The sequence below is a fragment of the Pseudomonas sp. FBCC-B35 genome (assembly GCF_059133755.1).
Genome location: NZ_CP101439.1, coordinates 3661688 through 3682513, shown reverse-complemented (window position 1 = coordinate 3682513; position 20826 = coordinate 3661688). Strand labels below are relative to the sequence as shown.

Sequence of the window (20826 nt, the reverse complement as noted above, 5' to 3'; positions counted from 1 at the left end):
GCCGCCTGGCCGGCAGTGTTCAGGTGAACAGCCATGAATGAGCTCCCCATCGAAGGGTTCGCCGCCGCCGATGAAAATTCGGCGATGGTGCTGCTGGTCGACGATCAGGCCATGATCGGGGAAGCCGTGCGGCGGGGCCTGGCCCATGAGGACAACATCGATTTTCATTTTTGCGCCGACCCGCACCAGGCGGTGCAGCAGGCCATGCGCATCAAGCCCACGGTGATCCTGCAGGACCTGATCATGCCCGGGCTCGATGGCCTGACGCTGGTGCGTGAGTACCGCAGCAACCCGGCCACCCAGGACATCCCGATCATCGTGCTGTCGACCAAGGAAGACCCGCTGGTCAAGCGCGCCGCGTTCGCGGCCGGGGCCAACGATTACCTGGTCAAACTGCCCGACACCATCGAGCTGGTGGCGCGCATTCGCTATCACTCGCGCTCCTACCTGACCTTGTTGCAGCGCGACGAGGCTTACCGCGCCCTGCGGGTCAGCCAGCAGCAGTTGCTCGATTCGAACCTGATGCTGCAACGGCTGATGAACTCCGATGGCTTGACGGGCCTGTCCAATCGACGCCATTTCGATGAGTACCTGGAGCTTGAGTGGCGACGGGCGATGCGCGAGCAGCAACAGCTATCGCTGTTGATGATCGACGTCGATTATTTCAAGGCCTACAACGACACCTTTGGCCACCTGGCCGGAGACGAAGCGCTGCGGCGCGTGGCAGAGGCCATCCGTGGCTCGTGCTCGCGGCCTAGCGACCTTCCGGCCCGCTACGGCGGCGAGGAGTTCGCCCTGGTGTTGCCCAACACCTCCCCAGGTGGCGCCAGGCTGGTTGCCGAGAAACTGCGCCAGAGCGTGCTGGGCCTGGCGATCGAGCACACGGCACCGGCTGCCGGAGCGTACCTGACCGTCAGCGTGGGCCTGGCCACGCAGGTTCCCGCTATCGGCAGCCTCTGTCGGCAATTGATCTCGGCGGCGGACAAAGGGCTGTACCAGGCCAAGAACGGTGGCCGCAACCAGGTGGGTGTCGCCTAGCGCGCTGGGCGAGGGGTGCTCCTTTCGAGCGGCTGCACCCGGCGGCTGGTTGTCGATGCCTGCCAGGCGGGTCTGCCGCCACGCGGCCGACTCGGTTATACTCGCAGGCTTTTCACCGAATTCGCACGAGTAGCCTGCCCATGGAAATCCAACCGATCCTGAACACCATCAAGGACCTCTCCGACCGCTCCCAGTCCATTCGGGGGTATCTTTGACTACGATCTCAAGCATGACCGCCTGATCGAAGTCAATCGCGAGCTGGAAGACCCCAACGTCTGGAACAAGCCCGAGTACGCCCAGGCCCTGGGCCGTGAGCGGTCCATGCTGGCGCAGGTCGTCGAGACGCTGGACAAGCTGTCCAACGGCCTGGCCGATTGCAAGGACCTGCTGGACATGGCCGTCGAAGAGGGCGACGAGGGCGCTGTCGGCGACGTCGTGACCGAACTGCATGGCCTTGAAGAAAACCTGGCCCAGCTCGAGTTCCGTCGCATGTTCAGCGGCGAGATGGACATGAACAACGCCTACCTCGACATCCAGGCCGGCTCCGGCGGGACCGAGGCGCAGGACTGGGCCAACATTCTGTTGCGCATGTACCTGCGCTGGGCCGACAAGCGTGGTTTCGACGCCACCATCATCGAACTCTCCGAGGGCGAAGTGGCTGGCATCAAGGGCGCCACCGTGCACATCAAGGGCGAATATGCCTTCGGCTGGCTGCGCACCGAGATCGGCGTGCACCGCCTGGTGCGCAAGAGCCCGTTCGACTCCGGCGCCCGCCGCCACACCTCGTTCTCGGCCGTGTTCGTCTCGCCCGAAATCGACGACAAGGTCGAAATCGAGATCAACCCGTCGGACCTGCGCATCGACACCTACCGCTCCTCGGGCGCCGGCGGCCAGCACGTGAACACCACCGACTCGGCAGTGCGTATCACCCACGTGCCGACCAACACCGTGGTGGCGTGCCAGAACGAACGCTCCCAGCATGCCAACAAGGACACCGCCATGAAAATGCTGCGGGCCAAGTTGTACGAGCTGGAGATGCAGAAACGCAATGCGGCCTCGCAGGCGCTGGAAGACAGCAAGTCGGACATTGGCTGGGGCCACCAGATCCGCTCGTACGTGCTGGACGACTCGCGCATCAAGGACCTGCGTACCGGCGTGGAACGCAGCGACTGCCAGAAAGTGCTGGACGGTGACCTTGACCAGTACCTGGAAGCGAGCCTCAAACAGGGGCTGTAAGCCACACCCTATCGCCGCGCCACCGGCCTCGTGCCGGTAGCGCGCGCCCTGCCCGCCAAGGGCAACGAATACCTGATGGAAACAAAGACGACATGAGCGACCTGAAGACCGAATCGCAAGACCTGCAACAGGAAGAAAACGCCCTGATCGCCCTGCGCAAGGAAAAGCTTGCAGCAGAACGCGCCAAGGGCAATGCCTTCCCCAACGACTTCCGTCGCGACAGCTACTGCAACGACCTGCAGAAACAGTACGCGGACAAGACCAAGGAAGAGCTGGAAGCAGCCGCGATCCCGGTCAAGGTGGCGGGCCGCATCATGCTCAACCGTGGCTCGTTCATGGTCATCCAGGACATGACCGGCCGCATCCAGGTCTACGTCAACCGCAAGACCCTGCCCGAAGAAACCCTGGCTGCGGTCAAGACCTGGGACCTGGGCGACATCATCAGCGCCGAGGGCACCCTGGCTCGCTCGGGCAAGGGTGACCTGTACGTCGAAATGACCCAGGTGCGCCTGCTGACCAAGTCGCTGCGTCCGCTGCCCGACAAACACCACGGCCTGACCGACACCGAGCAGCGCTACCGCCAGCGCTACGTCGACCTGATGGTCAACGAAGAGACACGCCACACCTTCCGCGTGCGCTCCCAGGTCATCTCGCACATTCGCAAGTTCCTCATCGAGCGCGACTTCCTCGAAGTCGAGACGCCGATGCTGCAGACCATCCCGGGCGGTGCAGCGGCCAAGCCGTTCGAAACCCACCACAATGCGCTGGACATGGCCATGTTCCTGCGTATCGCGCCTGAGCTGTACCTCAAGCGTCTGGTCGTCGGTGGTTTCGAGAAGGTCTTCGAAATCAACCGCAACTTCCGCAACGAAGGGGTTTCGACGCGCCACAACCCCGAGTTCACCATGCTCGAGTTCTACCAGGCCTACGCCGACTACCGCGACAACATGGACCTCACCGAGGAACTGTTCCGCGAGCTGGCGCAGCTGGTGCTGGGATCTACCGATGTGCCGTACGGTGACAAGGTCTTCCACTTCGGCGAGCCCTTCGTGCGCCTGTCGGTGTTCGACTCGATCCTCAAATACAACCCGGAGCTCACCGCTGCCGATCTGCAGGATGTCGACCGCGCCCGCGACATCGCTCGCAAGGCCGGTGCGAAGGTGCTGGGCCATGAAGGCCTGGGCAAGCTGCAGGTGATGATTTTCGAAGAGCTGGTCGAGCACAAGCTGGAGCAGCCGCACTTCATCACCGAGTACCCGTTCGAGGTCTCGCCGCTGGCCCGTCGCAACGACGAGAACCCTGCGGTGACCGACCGTTTCGAACTGTTCATCGGCGGGCGCGAAATCGCCAACGCCTACTCCGAGCTCAACGATGCCGAAGACCAGGCCGAGCGCTTCCTGGCCCAGGTGGCCGAGAAGGATGCCGGTGACGACGAGGCCATGCATTACGACGCCGACTTCGTGCGCGCGCTGGAATACGGCATGCCGCCAACGGCGGGCGAGGGCATCGGCATCGACCGCCTGGTGATGCTGTTGACCAACTCGCCATCGATCCGCGATGTGATCCTGTTCCCGCACATGCGTCCGCAGGGCTGAGTGAAGTCGAAAAAGCCGCCTTTTCAGGCGGCTTTTTCTTGCCTGAAGCATTATGTTGTCATTACCGGCCCGCTCGCGATCCAAGCGCCTGCGAAGCAATCTGCGATTCCAACGCCTGGGGGCAGATCGGACGCGAACGGGCATGCTCCGACCAGACACCGTACATGAGGTACTCCATGACAACCGCCATGGCTCAACAAGGGGCTGCAGGCATCGCCACTGCCGTTGCCGAAAGCGTGCGCTACCAGGGCCGCAAGACGGCCCGGCAAGGCAGTGAGCAGCGTCGCCAACTGATTCTGGACGCCGCCATGCGCATCGTGGTGCGCGATGGCGTGCGGGGCGTGCGACACCGTGCCGTCGCCGCAGAGGCAGGGGTGCCGCTGTCGGCCACCACCTACTACTTCAAGGACATCGAGGACCTGCTCACCGACACGTTCGCCCAGTACGTCGAACGCAGCGCCGCCTACATGGCCAAGCTCTGGCTCAACACCGAAGCAGTGTTGCGCCAACTGCTGGCCCAAGGTGACGGCAGTCCCCAGGCACGGGCAAAACTGGCCGATGAAGTGGCGCGCATGACGGCCGATTACGTGCAGCGCCAACTGCTCACCCGCCGCGATTTCATGATGGCCGAGCAGGCGTTTCGCCAGGAAGCGCTGCTGTGCCCACGCCTGGCCGATCTGGTCTGTGCTCACGAGCAGATTCTGCTGCACGGTACGCGCCAACTGCTGCAGGTCGTTGGCTCGCGACAGCCCGAACAGGATGCACAGATGTTGACGGCGATTATCGAGCAGATGGAATATCAGGGCCTGCTCAAGCACGCCGAGGCGCAGGCCGATGGGCCGATGCTGGCGATGCTTACCCGATACTTGCAGTTGGTGCTGGCGTCGGCTTGAGCCCGACCTTTTCGAGGAAGAAACCTGATGAAAGCCTGGCGTGTGGTGCTGTTGACGCTGTCATTCCTGATGCTGGGCGGTTGTCTGGTGACCTTTTCCGAACCGCTACCCGGTAAGTCCTCGGCCCCCAAGGGGCTGGTGGGCAGCTGGACCACCAAGGACGCCTGGGGCGAGCCGCTGAAGCTGGTCATCACGCGTGCCGACGCAGGTGCCTACAAAGCGGTGGCCACACCCAAGGGCAAATCTGCCCAAACCTATGTATTCAATGTGGCCCAGCAGGGTAACCGCTGGTACCTGTCGGCGCGAGTGCCTGGCGACCTGGGCGGCAACTACGTGATCGGTGGTTTCGATATCGTCGATGGCAAGGAGCTGGTGGTCTATAACCTCGATCTGCAGCAAGTGCAGCAGGCCGTGAACAGCAAGGAATTGAGCGGGCACAGCACCGAGGTGGCGCAGGACAACGGCGAGGGTCTGCTGGTCGACAGCCCACCAGCGCGTGTCCTGGCCTACCTCAACGACCCAGCGAATTCGGACCTGTTCGTGGAGGCAGTGCGCTTCAAACGCGCTGGCCAGTGACAGGGCAAGTCTCTGGTGATTCGCGGATGCGCCAAGGGCGCACTCTCGCCTCGGCTGCTCGACACTTGAGTCGGCCGACACGAGCGGGACATGGCTTGGCCTGATGGCCGATAAGGATTTCTTTGTGGACGAGTACCAGCAAACCATTCGCGCACTGTCCGACCGCATCGTGGCTGCGCAAACGCCGATTCGCGTGCTCGATGCAGTCAAGTGGGACGATGGCATCCGTCGCGGCTTCTTCGAGGCCAAGGGCAAGGTCCCGCCTGCCGTGGACCGTGCCTATTATCAGGCGCGCTCACTGGGGTTCGACTCCAGCGCTGTAAAGGCGGAGTTCCAGGCTATCGAGCGTGACATCATTCGCCAGCTTGGCCAGTTCAGCCCCGTGGGGCAGATCATGAAACGCATGTGCCGCGAGTACCGCATGGTCGTGCGCATGCTCGAGGCCAGGGGTACGCAAGATTTCGGTCTGATTTCCCAGGAGCTGTACGGCGCTGCCTCCGATGTTTTCCATGCCGGTGACCCGACCCTGGCCGACCTTGGCCTGATGCTGTCGGACTACCTGAACAACATCGATGGACGCGGTGACCTCAAGGACGAGCCGAAGGACCTGACGGCCAAGCAGGCGGTGGAAATCCTCCAGTGCCGGTTGAACAAGGTGTTCGGTGAAGCCGAGGGGACCATTCGCGTGTTCGAGTCCGACGGTATCGTGGCCGATGCCGCCGCCGGTGCCGACTACATCAAGGTGCGTGCCGATGCCATGTTCAACGCGCGCGATGTACGGGCCCTGGAAGTGCACGAGGGGTTGGTGCACGTGGGCACTACCCTCAATGGCCTGAACCAGCCTATCTGCACGTTCCTGGCCAAGGGCCCGCCGTCCTCGACGGTGACCCAGGAAGGCCTGGCCATCCTGATGGAAGTCATCGCTTTCGCCTCCTACCCCAGCCGCCTGCGCAAACTGACCAACCGCACCCGCGCCATACACATGGTCGAGGACGGTGCGGACTTCATGCAGGTGTACCGGTTCTTCCAGGAGCAGGGCTTCGACATGGGGCAAAGCTACAGCAATGCCAGCCGGGTATTCCGTGGGTCGGTGCCCAATGGCTTGCCATTCACCAAGGACTTGTCCTACCTCAAGGGCTTCATCATGGTTTACAACTACATTCAGTTGGCCGTGAAGAAGGGCAAGCTGGAGCAGATACCGCTGCTGTTCTGTGGCAAGACCACCCTCGAAGACATGCGCACCCTGCGCCAGCTTGTCGAGGAGGGCCTGGTGGAGCCGCCCAAGTACCTGCCTGAGCAATTCCGCGACTTGAACGCCTTGTCGGCCTGGATGTGCTTTTCCAACTTCCTCAACCACTTGAGCCTGGACCGTATTGAAACCGACTACGCGAATATCCTTTGACGGGCTCCGCCTGCTGACGGCGGGCATGGTGCTGGTGCTGCTGGGCGGGTGCAGCGGCTTGCTGTTCTACCCTGAGCGGGGCCAAGCGTTCACGCCAGAGCGCGCCAGGCTCGCCTACAGCGATGTCACCCTGGTCGCCGCCGACGGTGTACGCCTGCATGCCTGGTGGCTGCCGGCCAAGCCAGGTGTGGCGGTCAAGGGCACGATACTGCACCTGCACGGTAATGGGGGCAATCTGCCCGGTCACCTGGGCGGCAGCTACTGGTTGCCGGAGCAGGGTTACCAAGTGCTGATGATCGACTACCGAGGCTACGGCCTGTCCGATGGCAAGCCGCGGCTACCTGAGGTCTATCAGGATATCGCCGCCGCCATGGCCTGGCTCGACCAGTCTCCGCAGGTCAAGGGCAAACCCCTGGTCTTGCTGGGGCAGAGCCTGGGCGGTGCCATGGCCATCCACTACCTGGCGGCCCATCCCGAGCAGCGCGAACGCTTCAGCGCTCTGGTGTTCGACGGCGTTCCGGCCAGCTACCGGGCGGTGGGCCGATACGCCTTGAGCACCTCGTGGATGACCTGGCCGCTTCAGGTGCCGTTGTCCTGGCTGGTGCCCGATGCCGATAGCGCCATCGAGTCCGTCGGGCAGCTGACCAGCCCGCCCAAGCTCTTTTTCCACAGCATCGATGATGACCTGGTGCCCATGAACAACGTCATCCGCCTGTATCAGCAGGCACCCCCTCCACGGGTGCTGCAGTTGACCCGAGGTGGACACGTGCAGACGTTCGCCGACCCTACCTGGCGTGAAGTGATGCTGCGTTTTCTGGATGACCCCAGCCACTTCACCGGCCTGCGGCGGCTCGCCGAAGTGCCCAATGCCTATGACGAGAAGAACCCGCAATGAGCGAAGAACGCAACGCCATACCGCTGATCCTGACAGGAGTCGGCAGCATTATCGTGACGGTAGGGGCCCTGTGGTACTACGGCTACCTGCACTTCGCCAAGCCTGAGGATGCCTTGTTGCTGCAGGATTTCACCATGCTCAAGACGGTACCGGGCGAAGACTACAAGGTGTCACTGGAGCCGGCAGCGCAGGTAGCCCAGTGCGCCGATGGCGTGCTGGTACTGTTCGACACCCAGCAAAAAGGCCTCAGTGGCGTGCTCGTCGACAGCCGCAAGCGCGCCGTACGCTGCGTGGGCGCCGATACGCCGCAGCAGGTGCGATAGGGCCTACTTGGCTAACCGGTAGCACCAAAAAAGAACCCCGCGCTGGAGGGACGCTCCAGCGCGGGGTTCTTGTTCCTGCCGTGCAGCGTTACTTCATCGAAGAACGCGGTGCAACTGGCTGGTTGTCATTGGAAATGGTCACTTCCACACGACGGTTCTGGGCGCGGCCCGAGTTGCTGGAGTTATCCGCTACCGGATATTCCTTGCCATAGCCCTGGGCAACGATGCGCGCTGGGTCTACGCCCGCGCGGACCAGTGCCATGCGTACGCTGCCGGCGCGACGCTCGGACAGGGACTGGTTGTAGCTGGCCGAGCCGACGCTGTCGGTGTAACCCTCGACGATCACTTTGCGCTCAGGGTTTTCCTGAAGGAACTGAGCCAGCTTGGTGATGTTCGGGTAGGCATTGCTCTTGAGCTCAGCCTTGTTGAAGTCGAACAGCACGTCGCCGAAGGTTACCAGGGTGCCGCGCTCGGTCTGCTTGGCGTTCAGGCTTTGCTGCAGCTTGGCGATCTGGGCGTCACGGGCGTCCAGCTTGGCCTGTGCGCGCAGCGCGGCGGCGTTTTTCAGGTCGCCTTCAGCAGTGCGCAGGGCGATGGTCTGCTTGGCCACTTCAACACGCTGGTTGGTCAGGTAGGCCAGTTGGTCGACCTTCTGCTCGTCTTCGCGGTCCATGTAGGCTTTGTCAGCCTTGTTCAGCCAGTCCTGGGCATCCTTGGTTTCAAGGGCAGCCACTTTGCTGGCCTGCGGATCGCTCTGCAGGGAAGAGAAGTTGGTGCGAGCCGCTTCCAGGTTGGCGTTCGGGTCGTGCGAGCAGGCAGCGAGACCGACGCTCAGGGCCAGGAGGGCGGGAATCATGACGTGTTTGCGCATAGTGTTCATCCTTTGATCGAGTGCGAAGGCTAAGGGAGACAGGGCAGGGCTCATTGAGCGCTGCGCAGGCCTTCCTCACGTACGTCCTGGGCGCCTTGACGGGCGTCCTGTACGGCCTTCTGGGCCTTGGCCGCCTGGGCCTTACGTTCGGCGAGACGCGCGTCCCATTCGGCCTGTTCGGCCAGACGCTTGGCTTCGTCGTACTTCTTGTCATGCATGGCGATTTCGGCCTGCTTGAACTTGTCCTGAGCTGCTTTCATTTCGACAGCAGCGTACTCGGTGCCGCCTGCGCTGACGGCAGAGTTCACGGCGGACTGGGTCACAGCATACTGTTCGGTTGGCGGGTTGCCTGCACAGCCAGCCAGGACCAGGCTACTGCCCAGGGCCAGCGCGGCCAGCTTGAACCCGCGCACGTAAGTGGATGAAGGTTTGACAGTGCGGGTTTTCATGGTGGTCAGCTCCATTGGATCACTCCTGATAATGACGATGTCCGTAGCAGTCCATCGCTCATTCCCCGGACCGTTTTCATGCGCTTCAGCTGAATGGCGCACAAGTACCGGTGTGCAGGGTTTTAGCGTGATGGCTATTGGCTCCGACTGGAAGAATTTTCGAATAGTTCAGTAAAAAGTCCAGATTACGAGTAACTCTTTCTGACTAATCGGTCAGCTGAAATTCAGCGGAACTTTTGCCTGCCCAAGCGGTTTTCGCTACGGCCAGCAACCGAAGTCTTGGTCGGGCGACGGTCATTTCTCATCTCCCCCCGCCCCGTTCAGCGCATGCAAATGCTGACGCGAAAGTGCGAGGAAGCGGGGCGTGGGCCCTACGTCTTCGTACAAGGGATCACCCTCTTCATCGGTGGCGATGACCTGGCGTCCCTGGACATAGGGGAAGCTTGCCTCCAGCTCCTCCAGCGCCGCACCGACCAGTTCGCCAAGTAGCGCTTCGGCGGTTCGCTTGGGGTACATGTCGATGAGCGCCGCCAGGCGCGCTTCGGACTCCAGATCAAGGTGCAACACATGTTCGGTACGGCTGAGGGTGCCGGCCGCGTTCTGTTCCCAGTGCTGGGCGAGTTCACGAATTTTCATGATGACCTCTGTTAGCGCCTGCTAGGGCACGCAAGGCATGAGAGTGGTGAGCATCGACATTAGTTTGCTTTGGGTGTGCATGGCTTGCCATCGCCGCCTTGCTCTTGGCACTCTGGCATGAGGTCGCGGCCTCACAGGCAGCGCGATGAGCCTAACAAGGCATGCCAGGCGCTTGAGCTGCGCCACGGAGAGGGCCAATGACCGATATCGATGTGCGTTTGCGTGAAGATGTCCATGTGCTGGGAGAGCTGCTCGGCGACACGATTCGTCACCAGTATGGCGATGAATTTTTGCAGAAGATCGAGGATATTCGTCACAGCGCGAAAGCTGATCGACGCAATGCCGGCGAAGAGCTCAGCTCGACCCTGGGTGATCTGGACGATGACGAACTGTTGCCGGTGGCCAGGGCATTCAACCAGTTCCTCAACCTGGCCAACATGGCCGAGCAATACCAGTTGATACGACGCCGCGATGCCGACCAGCCCGAGCCCTTCGAGGCCCGCGTGCTGCCGGAGCTGCTGGCCCGCCTCAAGCAGGCCGGCCATGACGATCAGGACCTGGCGCGGCAGTTGGCTGGCCTGGATATCCAGCTGGTGCTCACTGCGCACCCTACCGAAGTCTCGCGGCGTACCCTGATCCAGAAGTACGACGCCATCGCCGCCCAGCTGGCTGCCCAGGATCATCGCGACCTGACCCCCGCCGAAACCGCGCAGATCCGCGACCGCTTGCGCCGTCTGATTGCCGAGGCCTGGCATACCGAGGAAATCCGCCGTACACGCCCCACGCCCGTGGATGAGGCCAAATGGGGCTTCGCCGTGATCGAGCACTCGTTGTGGCACGCCATCCCCAACCACCTGCGCAAAGTCGATCACGCCCTGCAGGAGGCGACCGGCCAGCGGCTGCCACTGACGGCGGCCCCCATCCGCTTCGCTTCGTGGATGGGCGGCGACCGGGACGGCAACCCCAATGTTACCGCCAAGGTCACCCGGGAAGTCCTGCTGCTGGCGCGTTGGATGGCAGCGGACCTGTTCCTGCGCGATATCGATGCGCTGGCGGCCGAGCTTTCCATGCAACAGGCCAGTACGGCCTTGCGCGAGCACGTGGGCGACAGCCCGGAGCCTTACCGTGCGCTGCTCAAGCAACTGCGCGAGCGCTTGCGGGCAACTCGCAGCTGGGCCCATTCGGCACTGTCTGCCAACGTACCGCCTGGGCCTGACGTGCTGGTGGACAACCGCGAGCTGGTTGCACCGTTGCAATGGTGTCACCAGTCGCTGCATGACTGCGGCATGGGCATCATCGCCGATGGCCCGCTGCTGGACTGCCTGCGCCGGGCCGTGACCTTCGGCCTCTTCCTGGTCAGGCTGGACGTGCGCCAGGACGCCGCGCGTCACCGTGATGCGCTGAGCGAAATCACCGAGTACCTAGGCATGGGCCGGTATGCCGACTGGGATGAGGAACAGCGTATCGACTTCCTGGAACAGGAGCTGGCCAACCGTAGGCCGCTGCTGCCAGCCCACTTCGAGCCTCAGGACGAGACGGCCGAGGTGTTGGCCACCTGCCGGGAGATCGCCGCGGCGCCAGGCGCCTCGCTGGGCTCGTACGTGATTTCGATGGCAGGTGCTGCGTCGGACGTGCTGGCGGTGCAATTGCTGCTCAAGGAAACCGGCCTGACCCGTCCGATGCGGGTGGTGCCGCTGTTCGAAACCCTGGCTGACCTGGATAACGCGGGCCCGGTGATGCAGCGTCTGCTGGCGCTGCCCAGTTATCGCGCCGGCCTGCATGGCCCTCAGGAGGTCATGATCGGCTATTCCGATTCGGCCAAGGATGCGGGCACCACGGCCGCGGCCTGGGCCCAGTACCGCGCCCAGGAAAGCCTGGTGCGCATTTGCGCCGAGCACCAGGTCGAATTGCTGCTGTTCCATGGCCGGGGCGGTACGGTGGGGCGCGGCGGCGGCCCGGCTCACGCCGCCATTTTGTCGCAACCGCCGGGTTCGGTCGCCGGGCGGTTCCGCACCACCGAACAGGGGGAGATGATCCGCTTCAAGTTCGGCTTGCCTGGCATTGCCGAGCAGAACCTCAACCTGTATCTGGCCGCCGTGCTCGAAGCCACGCTGCTGCCACCGCCGCCCCCGCAGCCGGCCTGGCGCGACCTCATGGATCAGATGGCTGCCGATGGGGTCAAGGCCTACCGCGACGTGGTGCGTGAGCACCCGGACTTCGTCGAGTACTTCCGCCAGTCTACCCCCGAGCAGGAGTTGGGGCGCCTGCCGCTGGGCAGTCGCCCGGCCAAGCGACGTGCCGGCGGTATCGAAAGCCTGCGCGCCATCCCCTGGATCTTCGGCTGGACCCAGACTCGACTGATGCTCCCAGCCTGGCTGGGTTGGGAGACGGCACTGAACAACGCGCTGGCTGCCGGGCAGGGCCCGTTGCTTGCGCAGATGCGCGAGCAGTGGCCATTCTTCCGCACGCGCATCGACATGCTGGAGATGGTCCTGGCCAAAGCCGATGCCCAAATTGCAGAGGCCTATGACCAACGTCTGGTGCAACCGCACCTGCTACCTTTAGGTACACAGCTGCGCGACCTATTGTCGCAGTCGTGCCAGGTCGTGCTGAGCCTGACCGGGCAGCAGGTGCTACTGGCGCATAGCCCCGAAACCCTGGAATTCATCCGCCTGCGCAACACCTACCTGGACCCGCTGCATCGGCTGCAGGCAGAACTGCTGGCGCGTTCGCGTGACCGCCAGGCCGCTCTGGACAGCCCGCTGGAGCAGGCGTTGCTGGTGACCATCGCCGGTATCGCCGCGGGGCTGCGCAACACCGGTTGAGGGGAGGGGGCGGGGCTGCTTCAGAAAGGTGCAGGGGGGCATCGAACAGCGACGGCACGGGGGTTGCGCTGGGCGCAACCACTGACCCGCTCGACCTGAAGTGGTGCATTCATGCAACTTTGGGACGCTTGTCGGGCTGGCAGGCGCTGTGTATCTTGAGCAGCCTTCTGACCGATTCATGGTCATACCTAATTTCCGGACTTGGCCCTGGTTGCCGAATCCATTGAATTGCATACAAAAATTTGAGGAGCACAAGATGCGCGTAATTCTGCTGGGAGCTCCCGGGGCCGGTAAAGGTACTCAGGCAAAGTTCATCACCGAAAAGTTCGGTATTCCACAGATCTCCACCGGCGACATGCTGCGTGCGGCGGTCAAGGCCGGCACGCCCTTGGGCCTGGAGCTGAAAAAAGTCATGGATGCCGGCCAACTGGTCTCCGACGAGTTGATCATCAGCCTGGTCAAAGAGCGCATCGCCCAGCCTGATTGCGCCAACGGCTGCCTGTTCGACGGTTTCCCGCGCACTATCCCACAGGCAGAGGCCATGGACGATGCGGGCGTGAACATTGATGCCGTGGTCGAGATCGCCGTGGACGACGAAGAGATCGTTGGCCGCATGGCAGGCCGTCGTGTGCACCTGGCCTCGGGCCGTACCTACCATGTCCAGTACAACCCGCCGAAAATCGAAGGCAAGGACGATGTCACTGGCGAAGACCTGATCCAGCGCGATGACGACAAGGAAGAAACCGTTCGCCATCGCCTGTCGGTCTACCACAGCCAGACCAAGCCACTGGTAGACTTCTACCAGAAGCTGTCGGCGACCAACGGTGGCAAGCCCAAGTACAGCCACATCGAAGGTGTGGGCTCGGTAGAAGCGATCACTGCCAAGGTACTGGCCGCGCTGAGCTGATCGGCACATTGTCATTGAACGACGGCCCGCTTGCGGGCCGTTGTCGTTTTTGGCCTTGTGCGGTGTGGGCGTATCCCCGGCAGCCCACACGGCGGCCCTTTGGGACACGAAGGCGCGGCTGCTCTATACTCGCGCTCTTTCCCACTCACACCTGGATACCTGTTCGATGACCACCTTGTTGGCCCTGGATACCGCCACCGAAGCCTGTTCCGTTGCACTGCTGCATAACGGTGAGGTAACCAGCCATTACGAGGTGATCCCACGCATGCATGCCCAGAAGTTGCTGCCAATGATCAAGCAACTGCTGGCCGAATCCGGCGTAGCCCTGGGCACGGTCGATGCCATTGCGTTCGGCCGTGGCCCGGGTGCGTTCACTGGTGTGCGCATTGCCATCGGCGTGGTGCAGGGGCTGGCTTTCGCCCTGGAGCGGCCCGTGTTGCCGGTGTCCAATCTCGCAGCGCTGGCCCAGGGCGCACTGCGTCAACAGGGTGCCCAGCAAGTGGCCGCCGCCATCGATGCGCGTATGGACGAAGTGTACTGGGGCTGCTATCAGGCCGTAGCCGGGGAAATGCGCCTGCAAGGCGCTGAAGCGGTGCTGCCACCCGAATGTGTGGCGTTGCCAGCAGGGGCGCAAGGACCATGGTTCGGAGCAGGTACGGGTTGGGGCTATGCCGAGCGCCTGGCGGTCACTGCTGACGCAAGCGACCCCTCGGCCTTGCCCAGTGCCCTTGATGTGCTGAGCCTGGCGCGCTTTGCCTGGGCCCGGGGTGAAGCCATCGCAGCTGAGCAGGCTCAGCCGATTTACCTGCGCGATAACGTGGCAACGCCCAAAAAGCAGTAAGGCTGTTCGTCGGGCACGCTCGATAGTGCTACAACCTTTTGCATAAAGTGTGGTCAAGTTCTCAATCGAGCATTAGCGGCGGGCCATCAATGCTGCTAAATTGCCATCATTGGTCCTGGGTGCTCATGCCATGCGTGTCGACGGTTTCTCATCACAGTCCTTTCCGATCAAGCGCACGCCGCGCAAGGCAGCGGTGCATGATGACGTGGCCGATGATGGCGAACTGGTGGAAGAGGTCGCCATGGCAGCCCAGGAGCCTGCTGCTCGTCGCCGTACCGGGACGCTGCCAGCCCGTCAGCAGGACATGGTGTTCCCCCGCGCCCGTGACCGGCGCACCGCCTCGGCACTCGCCAGTTACCTGAGCACAGCGGGCTTTACCGACTGGGACATGGAAGTACTGGGGCTCGACCTGTACATTTGACGGATGAGCCTGCCGTCCATCCCCTATTTCATTGGCTGCCCCTCGTGGAGCGAAAACGCCTGGCGTGAGTACCTGTACCCTGCCGACGCCAGCGCCGCGCAGATGCTTGGGCTGTACACCCAGGTCTTCAATGCCGTCGAAGGCAATACCACGTTCTATGCCAGGCCATCGCCTGCCACGGTGGCCCGGTGGGCGGCAACGATGCCAGCGCATTTTCGCTTCACGGCCAAGTTCCCCCGCGACATCAGCCACGGTGGCGACCTGCGCGACCATCTCGAACCTGCCTTTGACTTCATTCGCCTGATGGCGCCGCTCGGGCCGCGCGTGTCCCCTTACTGGCTGCAGTTGCCCGCTTCGTACGGCCCGGGGCGACTGGCAGAGCTGAGCCAGTTCCTGCAGCAGGTGGGTGTGAACGTTGCAGTGGAGGTGCGCCATCCGGCGTTCTTCGCCAAGGGCGAGGATGAACGCGCGCTCAACCGCCTGCTGGCCGACTTGGGTGTCGAGCGGGTGTGCCTCGATCCCAGGGCGCTGTTCAGCTGTACCTCCACTGACCCCGCCATCGTGCATGCCCAGTCCAAGAAGCCCAACGTTCCGCCGCGACCAGCCGCGTTCAGTCAGCGTCCGCAGGTGCGCTTCATCGGCCATCCGGCGCTTGAGTACAACGAACCCTTCCTGACCCCTTGGGTGGACAAGCTGGCTGCGTGGATCGAAGAGGGGCGCAGCCCGTACATCTTCTTGCACACTGCTGACAACCGCCTGGCGGCCGCGTTGGCGCAACGTTTCCACCAGCGGCTCATGTTACGCCTGCCCGGGCTGGCCGCACTGCCGGAATTGCCGCGAGCGCCGGAGGTCGAACAGCTGGGCCTGCTCTGATTTCTTCCCCATTGCCGGAGTGCTTGATCATGGATGTGCAAACCCTGCGAGCCGAAGCCTTCAAGGCCTTGCATCAACGCGATGGCGCCTTCGTCATGGCCAACCCCTGGGACGCCGGTTCAGCCAAGCTGCTGGCCAGCCTGGGTTTCGAGGCCTTGGCCAGCACCAGCGCCGGGCTTGCCTTCAGCCTGGGGCGCCCGGATGCCGAAGGGGCGCTAAGCCTCGATGACGTGCTGGACAACGCAGGCGAAATCGTCGACGCCACCGCATTGCCAGTGGCTGCGGACCTTGAGAACGGCTTCGGGGATCTGCCCGAGGATTGCGCCCAGGCCATTCTGCGCGCTGCTGAGGCAGGGCTGGTCGGTGGCTCCATCGAGGACGCCAGTGGCCGCGCCGCGTCACCTATCTACGACAAGGGCCTTGCGGTGGAGCGTGTTCGTGCTGCCGTGCAGGCGGCGCGCAGCCTGCCTTTTCCCTTCACCGTGTGCGCGCGCGCGGAAAACCTGCTGCACGGGCGCCAGGACCTGGACGACACCATCGAGCGCCTGCAGGCTTTCGCCGAGGCGGGTGCCGATGTGCTCTACGCCCCTGGGCTGCGTACGGCCGAGGAAGTGCGGGCAGTGGTGCAGGCGCTGGCGCCTCGCCCACTGAACGTGCTGATGGGCATGGCGGGGGTGCCGTTGTGCGTCAACCAGCTTCAGGACCTGGGTGTACGGCGCGTTAGCGTCGGTTCGTCGATGGCGCGTGCGGCCTTTGGCGCCTTACAGCGGGCTGCGCAGGAAATCCGTGAACAGGGTACGTTTGGCTACGCCGAGCAGGCCTTGCCGTTCGATCAGCTCAATGAGCTGTTCCGCCGCGGATGAAAGTCGTTCTGCTGCTTCTGGGCGTGCTGGTGCTGGCCGCCGGCCAGGCGTGGCACCTGGGCTGGCGCCCGCCTGCGCAGTGGAACCCGCTTGCCCCCTTGGACGTCAGCCAGCCGCCCAACTGGCTGACTGGCTTCAAGCTCAAGCGTCTGCGCGACGACCCGGCGCTTTGCCAACAGGCGCTTCAAAGCAGTCAACTGCGCTACCGGGCGCAGGCTGACAGCCCAGCCTCGGCCAAATGCCCACTGAGCAATGTCTGGCGTATCGAAGGTGGGCAGGCCCGCCTGAGCAGCAGTTTCCTGGCCAGCTGCCCGCTGGCGGTCGCCTACGCCCTGTTCGAGCGCCACGGCCTGCAGTCGGTGGCTCAGCGCGTGCTGGGTCAGTCGGTGGTGCAGGTCGATCACCTGGGTAGCTTTGCCTGCCGCAACGTCTACAACCGCAAGGCAGGGCGCTTGAGCCAGCATGCCAGCGCCAACGCCCTGGACATTGCAGGTTTTCGCCTGCGGGACGGCCAACGCATCGTCCTGGCGCGCGACTGGCAGGGGACCGGGGACAAGGCGATGTTCTTGCGTGAGGTACGTCAGGCGGCGTGCGAGCACTTCAGCACGGTGCTGGGGCCGGAGTACAATGCCGCGCACCGCGATCACTTTCATGTGGACATGGGCCGTTGGCAGGTGTGCCGTTAGCTTCAGGCGTAAGCGCGCACGTTGTTCAACACCACTGGGCGCGCCCAGTGCATGTCGAAGGCCAGGTCGTGCTGCTGGCGTGCCAGGGTCGGTTCATCGAACGGTTCAGGGGCCGGGTCCAGCAACGTGCTGTCGAACTCGGCGATCGGCAGGAACAGAGGCCGTGGTGCAGGGCCGGGACCCGGTTCAGCTAAGGGTTGGCCCTGACGGGCGACCACGGGCCGAACCCAACTGTTGTCGATATCAAGCTGACGCTGCTGCTCGATCATTTCCAGCGCACCGAACGGCTCGGGGGCGGGCGGCAGCAGGTTGGCCTCCAGTTCGGCCTTGGGCAGGAACAACGGCTCGGGTGGCGCGACCACGGTGTCTTGCACCGGGCAGGCGCGTTGCGCGTCGATCAAGGCCAGGGCACGGGCGCCGCCGACAGGTTCTCCGCTGGCCTGGTCGTACTGCACGAATGACTGGCTGACGCTGTCGACGGGCGTTTCAGATTGCTCCGCCATTGCCCGGGCGAAGAAATCCTGCCACAGGTGGCTGACGCCCCCCAGTGCCTGGGTGTTGTGCTGACTGTAGTTGTCGACAGGCGACAGGTAGGTCAAGCCGATAGGAAGAATTTCTGACATGGCAGTCGCGCGCGTTGTGCTCTGGCAGAATAGCGGGATATTGCCTGTATCGGCCGCGTTGGCCGGTTCATTAAGGGCCAGGTTGTTTTTTTCAGGTGTGAGCGATGCAAGAGCAAGGCGTGGGGATCAGGGTCGAGGCGATGTCCGAGGAGTATGCGGGCCAGGCGCAGGCATGGGCGCAGCGCTTGGGCTTGCCCTTGCAGGATGACGACGCGCAGTTCGCCGTTCAGCTGGGCCCCGAGGGTTTGCAGGTCCAGCAGTTGGGGCCCCAGGCCCCCGGCCCGGTGCGGGTCGACTTCGTCGAAGGCCAGGCTGCCCACCGGCGCCAGTTCGGCGGTGGCAACGGGCAGATGATCGCCAAGGCCGTGGGCATCGCCCAGGGTGTGAGGCCGGTGGTACTCGACGCTACCGCAGGGCTTGGCAAGGACGCCTTCGTGCTGGCCAGTCTGGGTTGCCACATGACCCTGATCGAGCGCCAGCCGCTTGTGGCTGCGCTACTGGAAGACGGGTTGGCGCGGGCCCGTGCCGATGAGGACGTCGGGCCAATCGTCGCGCGCATGCGCCTGCTGACGGGCAACGCCATCGAGTGCATGCGCAACTGGGAAGGCGAGCCGCCGCAGGTGATCTACCTGGACCCGATGTTTCCCCACCGGGACAAGAGCGCACTGGTGAAAAAGGAAATGCGCGTGTTCCGCCCGTTGGTCGGCGACGACCTGGACGCCCCGGCGCTGCTCGAAGCGGCGCTGGCGTTGGCGACCCACCGCGTGGTGGTCAAGCGACCGCGCAAGGCGCCGATCATCGACGGACCCAAACCCAGCCACGGCCTTGAGGGCAAGTCGAGCCGCTATGACATCTACCCCAAGAAGGCCTTGAAAGGCTGAGCACCGCATGAGGGTGGCCGGGCCCTGCGCCGCAGGCGACCCTGGACGATCAACGTGGGTTGTCGAGTCTGGTCCGACTCAGGGCCTGAATGCGCGCAGAAACACCTCGACCACCTCGCACACATGCGCCTCGGCCGCTTCGCCGCACAGCGGCTCGGCGCAGCCCAGCATCAGGCGGTAATCCGGCGCGCCTTTTACCAGGCAGAAGAAATGCTCCGCTGCCCTGAGCGGGTCATCGATCCGCAACAGCCCGCGCTCGTCGGCCCCGCGCAGCAAGGCCTCCATTCCCGCCAGCACCCGCTTGGGCCCGGCCTCGTAGAAATACTCGCCAAAGCCTGGATCGCTATTGCCCTGGGCCATGATCAGGCGACTGAGCTTGACGGCTTCGTCACTGCTGATCAGGGCCTGGAAACTGCGGGCGATGGTCAAGAGCACTTCTTCTATCGGCGCGTGCTCGGGGTATTCGAACAGTTGATCGGGCAACTGCAACTGACACGTGGCCATGACCGCCGAGCAGAACAGTGTCTGTTTGTCGGTGAAGTGGCTGTACACCGTCAGCTTCGATACACCCGCTGCCGCCGCGACCGCATCCATGCTGGTACTTGCGTAACCCAGGCTCAGAAACAGCGACTTGGCCGCTTCGAGAATGGCCTGGCGCTTGGCAAGGTCCTTTGGGCGGCCTGGGCCGCTGGAGACGTCGTTGGACATTGGGATCTGCATCTGCCTTGAAGGTTGCCTATCTTATACGGCTTGGGCGTGGCTCGCTGTTCTTGACCGCAATAGCGCGCAAACGCTCCAAAAAAACCTCGGGACGCTCTTCCCGTGCCTTGATGGCTGACTTACTATACCGGCCAGTTCAAATATTCGATCAGCATTTTGCGAAGGGATTCCCGATGTTGCCCCGTGCCCTCAGCCTTGCCCTGCCCATGGTTCTCTTGATGCTTACGGCGTGCAATCAGGAACCTGCATTACCTGCGGTGGTTCGCCCTGCTTTGGTGGTTCAGCCGCGGCCAGCCGAGGCGATGGCCGATAACTACCCAGGCGAGGTCAGGGCGCGACTGGAGCCGGAACTGGCTTTTCGCATTAGTGGCAAGGTCAGCAAGCGGCTTGTCGAAGAAGGGCAACGGGTCAAGCTCAACCAGCCGCTGGCTGAGCTGGACCCGCAGGATGTGCGCCTGCAGTTGGAGGCTAACCGCGCGCAGGTAGCCGGTGCCGAGGCCAACCTGGCGCTAGTGCGCACCGAGCGTGACCGTTACCAGAAGTTGCTCGACAAGCAGATGATCAGCCACTCGCAGTACGACAACGCCGAAAACCTCTATCGCGCTGGGGTCGCCAGGCTCAAGCAGGCCAAGGCCGAGTTCGACGTGGCGGGTAACCAGGCCGACTACGCTGTGTTGCGCGCGCCTCAGGCAGGGGTGATAGCCAGGCGCCTGGTCGAAGTCGGTCAAGTCGTCGCTGCGGGTCAGACGGTATTGACCTTGGCAGCTGACGGCGAGCGCGAAGTGGCCATCGCCGTCCCCGAGCAGCAATACGCCCGCTTCGCCGTGGGCCAGCCGGTCACCGTGGAGCTGTGGTCGCACCCGGGGCGGCGCTTCGAGGGGCGGATCCGCGAGCTGTCGCCGGCCGCCGATCCGCGCTCCAGAACCTACGCGGCTCGGGTTGCCTTTACCTCCAACGAGGTGCCGGCAACGCTGGGGCAGAGCGCCAGGGTATTGGTCGCCCACCCAGGGCAGGTGCCGTTGTCGGTTCCCCTGTCGGCCGTCACGGCTGAAGCCGGCCAGGCGTACGTCTGGCGGGTCACTGGCGAGCACCGTGTGCAGCGGGTCACGGTGCAGCTTGGCGCCTATGGGACTGACAGCGTGCCTGTGCTCGCGGGGCTTGCGGCTGACGACTGGGTGGTGGCAGCCGGCGGTCATGTGCTGCGCGAAGGCCAGCAGGTGCGACCCGTGGACCGCGCCAACCGTACAGTCGACCTGACGGGCAAGGAGTAAC

22 protein-coding genes are annotated in these 20826 nt (G+C 63.6%); 17 read left to right on the top strand and 5 right to left on the bottom strand.

The features are described 5' to 3' along the window. Positions 1-33 precede the first annotated feature (33 nt). The 8 genes from NMB38_RS16755 (at position 34) to NMB38_RS16720 (ending at position 7958) form a co-directional block, all read left to right on the top strand. A complete protein-coding gene (locus NMB38_RS16755; protein WP_028686906.1) occupies positions 34-1038 on the top strand; it encodes a response regulator in 1005 nt (334 codons plus the stop codon). 140 nt (positions 1039-1178) lie between these two features. Then, positions 1179-2274 (top strand): peptide chain release factor 2 gene (gene prfB / locus NMB38_RS16750; protein WP_097223500.1). Its coding sequence is split into 2 segments (ribosomal slippage): positions 1179-1250 and positions 1252-2274, totalling 1095 coding nucleotides; the frame shifts between segments, so codons are not numbered across the junction. A gap of 92 nt (positions 2275-2366) precedes the next feature. Further along, a complete protein-coding gene (gene lysS, locus NMB38_RS16745; RefSeq protein ID WP_028686905.1) occupies positions 2367-3869 on the top strand; it encodes a lysine--tRNA ligase in 1503 nt (500 codons plus the stop codon). A 188-nt stretch (positions 3870-4057) separates the two neighbouring features. Continuing rightward, a complete protein-coding gene (locus NMB38_RS16740; RefSeq protein ID WP_028686904.1) occupies positions 4058-4762 on the top strand; it encodes a TetR/AcrR family transcriptional regulator in 705 nt (234 codons plus the stop codon). 27 nt (positions 4763-4789) lie between these two features. After that, entirely contained in the window at positions 4790-5338 is a 549-nt protein-coding gene (locus tag NMB38_RS16735) for a hypothetical protein (protein ID WP_027913841.1), read from the top strand. A 103-nt stretch (positions 5339-5441) separates the two neighbouring features. Continuing rightward, complete coding sequence (locus NMB38_RS16730; RefSeq protein WP_173645886.1) at positions 5442-6740, top strand: flavohemoglobin expression-modulating QEGLA motif protein; 1299 nt, start codon at positions 5442-5444, stop codon at positions 6738-6740. Continuing rightward, the gene (locus NMB38_RS16725; protein WP_028686903.1) at positions 6712-7635 is read left to right on the top strand and encodes an alpha/beta hydrolase; all 924 of its coding nucleotides are present in this window, start codon (positions 6712-6714) and stop codon (positions 7633-7635) included. The genes NMB38_RS16730 and NMB38_RS16725 overlap by 29 nt, the downstream gene beginning before the upstream one ends. Then, on the top strand, positions 7632-7958 hold the full coding sequence (locus tag NMB38_RS16720) for a PA3694 family proteiin (RefSeq protein ID WP_023534135.1): 327 nt from the start codon (positions 7632-7634) through the stop codon (positions 7956-7958). The genes NMB38_RS16725 and NMB38_RS16720 overlap by 4 nt, the downstream gene beginning before the upstream one ends. Positions 7959-8046: 88 nt before the next feature. Here the strand turns inward: NMB38_RS16720 and lptF are convergent, their stop codons facing one another. The 3 genes from lptF to NMB38_RS16705 all read right to left on the bottom strand — a co-directional run bounded on the left by lptF (position 8047) and on the right by NMB38_RS16705 (position 9914). Then, the gene (lptF, locus tag NMB38_RS16715; protein ID WP_027913844.1) at positions 8047-8829 is read right to left on the bottom strand and encodes a lipotoxin F family OmpA-related lipoprotein LptF; all 783 of its coding nucleotides are present in this window, start codon (positions 8827-8829) and stop codon (positions 8047-8049) included. A 50-nt stretch (positions 8830-8879) separates the two neighbouring features. Next, positions 8880-9293, bottom strand: coding sequence for a DUF4398 domain-containing protein (locus NMB38_RS16710; protein WP_023534068.1), 414 nt, complete (start codon positions 9291-9293; stop codon positions 8880-8882). A gap of 279 nt (positions 9294-9572) precedes the next feature. Next, positions 9573-9914, bottom strand: a complete 342-nt coding sequence (locus tag NMB38_RS16705; RefSeq protein WP_027913845.1) for a hypothetical protein — start codon at positions 9912-9914, stop codon at positions 9573-9575. A 197-nt stretch (positions 9915-10111) separates the two neighbouring features. Here NMB38_RS16705 and ppc point away from each other — a divergent pair, with 197 nt between their 5' ends. From ppc to NMB38_RS16670, 7 genes are all read left to right on the top strand, one after another. Beyond that, on the top strand, positions 10112-12739 hold the full coding sequence (gene ppc / locus NMB38_RS16700) for a phosphoenolpyruvate carboxylase (RefSeq protein ID WP_028686902.1): 2628 nt from the start codon (positions 10112-10114) through the stop codon (positions 12737-12739). A 256-nt stretch (positions 12740-12995) separates the two neighbouring features. Beyond that, positions 12996-13646 carry an adenylate kinase gene (adk, locus tag NMB38_RS16695; RefSeq protein WP_028686901.1) on the top strand — a complete coding sequence of 217 codons (651 nt, stop codon included), beginning with the start codon at positions 12996-12998 and terminating at the stop codon, positions 13644-13646. A 166-nt stretch (positions 13647-13812) separates the two neighbouring features. Next, complete coding sequence (gene tsaB / locus NMB38_RS16690) at positions 13813-14487, top strand: tRNA (adenosine(37)-N6)-threonylcarbamoyltransferase complex dimerization subunit type 1 TsaB (protein WP_027913848.1); 675 nt, start codon at positions 13813-13815, stop codon at positions 14485-14487. 130 nt (positions 14488-14617) lie between these two features. Next, the gene (locus NMB38_RS16685; protein WP_049695516.1) at positions 14618-14908 is read left to right on the top strand and encodes a hypothetical protein; all 291 of its coding nucleotides are present in this window, start codon (positions 14618-14620) and stop codon (positions 14906-14908) included. A 3-nt stretch (positions 14909-14911) separates the two neighbouring features. After that, complete coding sequence (locus tag NMB38_RS16680) at positions 14912-15781, top strand: DUF72 domain-containing protein (protein ID WP_482577019.1); 870 nt, start codon at positions 14912-14914, stop codon at positions 15779-15781. A 29-nt stretch (positions 15782-15810) separates the two neighbouring features. Further along, on the top strand, positions 15811-16644 hold the full coding sequence (locus NMB38_RS16675; RefSeq protein WP_140174111.1) for an isocitrate lyase/PEP mutase family protein: 834 nt from the start codon (positions 15811-15813) through the stop codon (positions 16642-16644). Beyond that, entirely contained in the window at positions 16641-17330 is a 690-nt protein-coding gene (locus NMB38_RS16670) for an extensin-like domain-containing protein (protein WP_482577017.1), read from the top strand. Before NMB38_RS16675 ends, NMB38_RS16670 begins: the two co-directional genes overlap by 4 nt. Positions 17331-17332: 2 nt before the next feature. Here the strand turns inward: NMB38_RS16670 and NMB38_RS16665 are convergent, their stop codons facing one another. Beyond that, entirely contained in the window at positions 17333-17953 is a 621-nt protein-coding gene (locus NMB38_RS16665; protein WP_027913853.1) for a hypothetical protein, read from the bottom strand. Positions 17954-18057: 104 nt separating this feature from the next. On the opposite strand from NMB38_RS16665, the gene NMB38_RS16660 reads away from it, so the two are divergent. Further along, positions 18058-18834 (top strand): class I SAM-dependent methyltransferase, encoded by a 777-nt coding sequence (locus NMB38_RS16660; protein WP_059183687.1) that lies wholly within the window; start codon positions 18058-18060, stop codon positions 18832-18834. Between the two features lie 78 nt (positions 18835-18912). On the opposite strand, the gene NMB38_RS16655 is transcribed toward NMB38_RS16660, so the two are convergent. After that, complete coding sequence (locus tag NMB38_RS16655) at positions 18913-19554, bottom strand: TetR/AcrR family transcriptional regulator C-terminal domain-containing protein (protein ID WP_027913855.1); 642 nt, start codon at positions 19552-19554, stop codon at positions 18913-18915. Between the two features lie 173 nt (positions 19555-19727). On the opposite strand from NMB38_RS16655, the gene NMB38_RS16650 reads away from it, so the two are divergent. After that, positions 19728-20825, top strand: a complete 1098-nt coding sequence (locus tag NMB38_RS16650) for an efflux RND transporter periplasmic adaptor subunit (protein WP_028686897.1) — start codon at positions 19728-19730, stop codon at positions 20823-20825. Position 20826 lies beyond the last annotated feature (1 nt).

Coding starts and splice junctions, on each gene's coding strand:
- NMB38_RS16755 (WP_028686906.1), top strand. CDS start 34: ATGAATGAGCTCCCCATCGAAGGGTTCGCCGCCGCCGATGAAAATTCG.
- lysS (WP_028686905.1), top strand. CDS start 2,367: ATGAGCGACCTGAAGACCGAATCGCAAGACCTGCAACAGGAAGAAAAC.
- NMB38_RS16740 (WP_028686904.1), top strand. CDS start 4,058: ATGGCTCAACAAGGGGCTGCAGGCATCGCCACTGCCGTTGCCGAAAGC.
- NMB38_RS16735 (WP_027913841.1), top strand. CDS start 4,790: ATGAAAGCCTGGCGTGTGGTGCTGTTGACGCTGTCATTCCTGATGCTG.
- NMB38_RS16730 (WP_173645886.1), top strand. CDS start 5,442: ATGGCCGATAAGGATTTCTTTGTGGACGAGTACCAGCAAACCATTCGC.
- NMB38_RS16720 (WP_023534135.1), top strand. CDS start 7,632: ATGAGCGAAGAACGCAACGCCATACCGCTGATCCTGACAGGAGTCGGC.
- lptF (WP_027913844.1), bottom strand. CDS start 8,829: ATGCGCAAACACGTCATGATTCCCGCCCTCCTGGCCCTGAGCGTCGGT.
- NMB38_RS16710 (WP_023534068.1), bottom strand. CDS start 9,293: ATGGAGCTGACCACCATGAAAACCCGCACTGTCAAACCTTCATCCACT.
- NMB38_RS16705 (WP_027913845.1), bottom strand. CDS start 9,914: ATGAAAATTCGTGAACTCGCCCAGCACTGGGAACAGAACGCGGCCGGC.
- ppc (WP_028686902.1), top strand. CDS start 10,112: ATGACCGATATCGATGTGCGTTTGCGTGAAGATGTCCATGTGCTGGGA.
- adk (WP_028686901.1), top strand. CDS start 12,996: ATGCGCGTAATTCTGCTGGGAGCTCCCGGGGCCGGTAAAGGTACTCAG.
- tsaB (WP_027913848.1), top strand. CDS start 13,813: ATGACCACCTTGTTGGCCCTGGATACCGCCACCGAAGCCTGTTCCGTT.
- NMB38_RS16685 (WP_049695516.1), top strand. CDS start 14,618: ATGCGTGTCGACGGTTTCTCATCACAGTCCTTTCCGATCAAGCGCACG.
- NMB38_RS16680 (WP_482577019.1), top strand. CDS start 14,912: ATGAGCCTGCCGTCCATCCCCTATTTCATTGGCTGCCCCTCGTGGAGC.
- NMB38_RS16675 (WP_140174111.1), top strand. CDS start 15,811: ATGGATGTGCAAACCCTGCGAGCCGAAGCCTTCAAGGCCTTGCATCAA.
- NMB38_RS16670 (WP_482577017.1), top strand. CDS start 16,641: ATGAAAGTCGTTCTGCTGCTTCTGGGCGTGCTGGTGCTGGCCGCCGGC.
- NMB38_RS16665 (WP_027913853.1), bottom strand. CDS start 17,953: ATGTCAGAAATTCTTCCTATCGGCTTGACCTACCTGTCGCCTGTCGAC.
- NMB38_RS16660 (WP_059183687.1), top strand. CDS start 18,058: ATGCAAGAGCAAGGCGTGGGGATCAGGGTCGAGGCGATGTCCGAGGAG.
- NMB38_RS16655 (WP_027913855.1), bottom strand. CDS start 19,554: ATGCAGATCCCAATGTCCAACGACGTCTCCAGCGGCCCAGGCCGCCCA.
- NMB38_RS16650 (WP_028686897.1), top strand. CDS start 19,728: ATGTTGCCCCGTGCCCTCAGCCTTGCCCTGCCCATGGTTCTCTTGATG.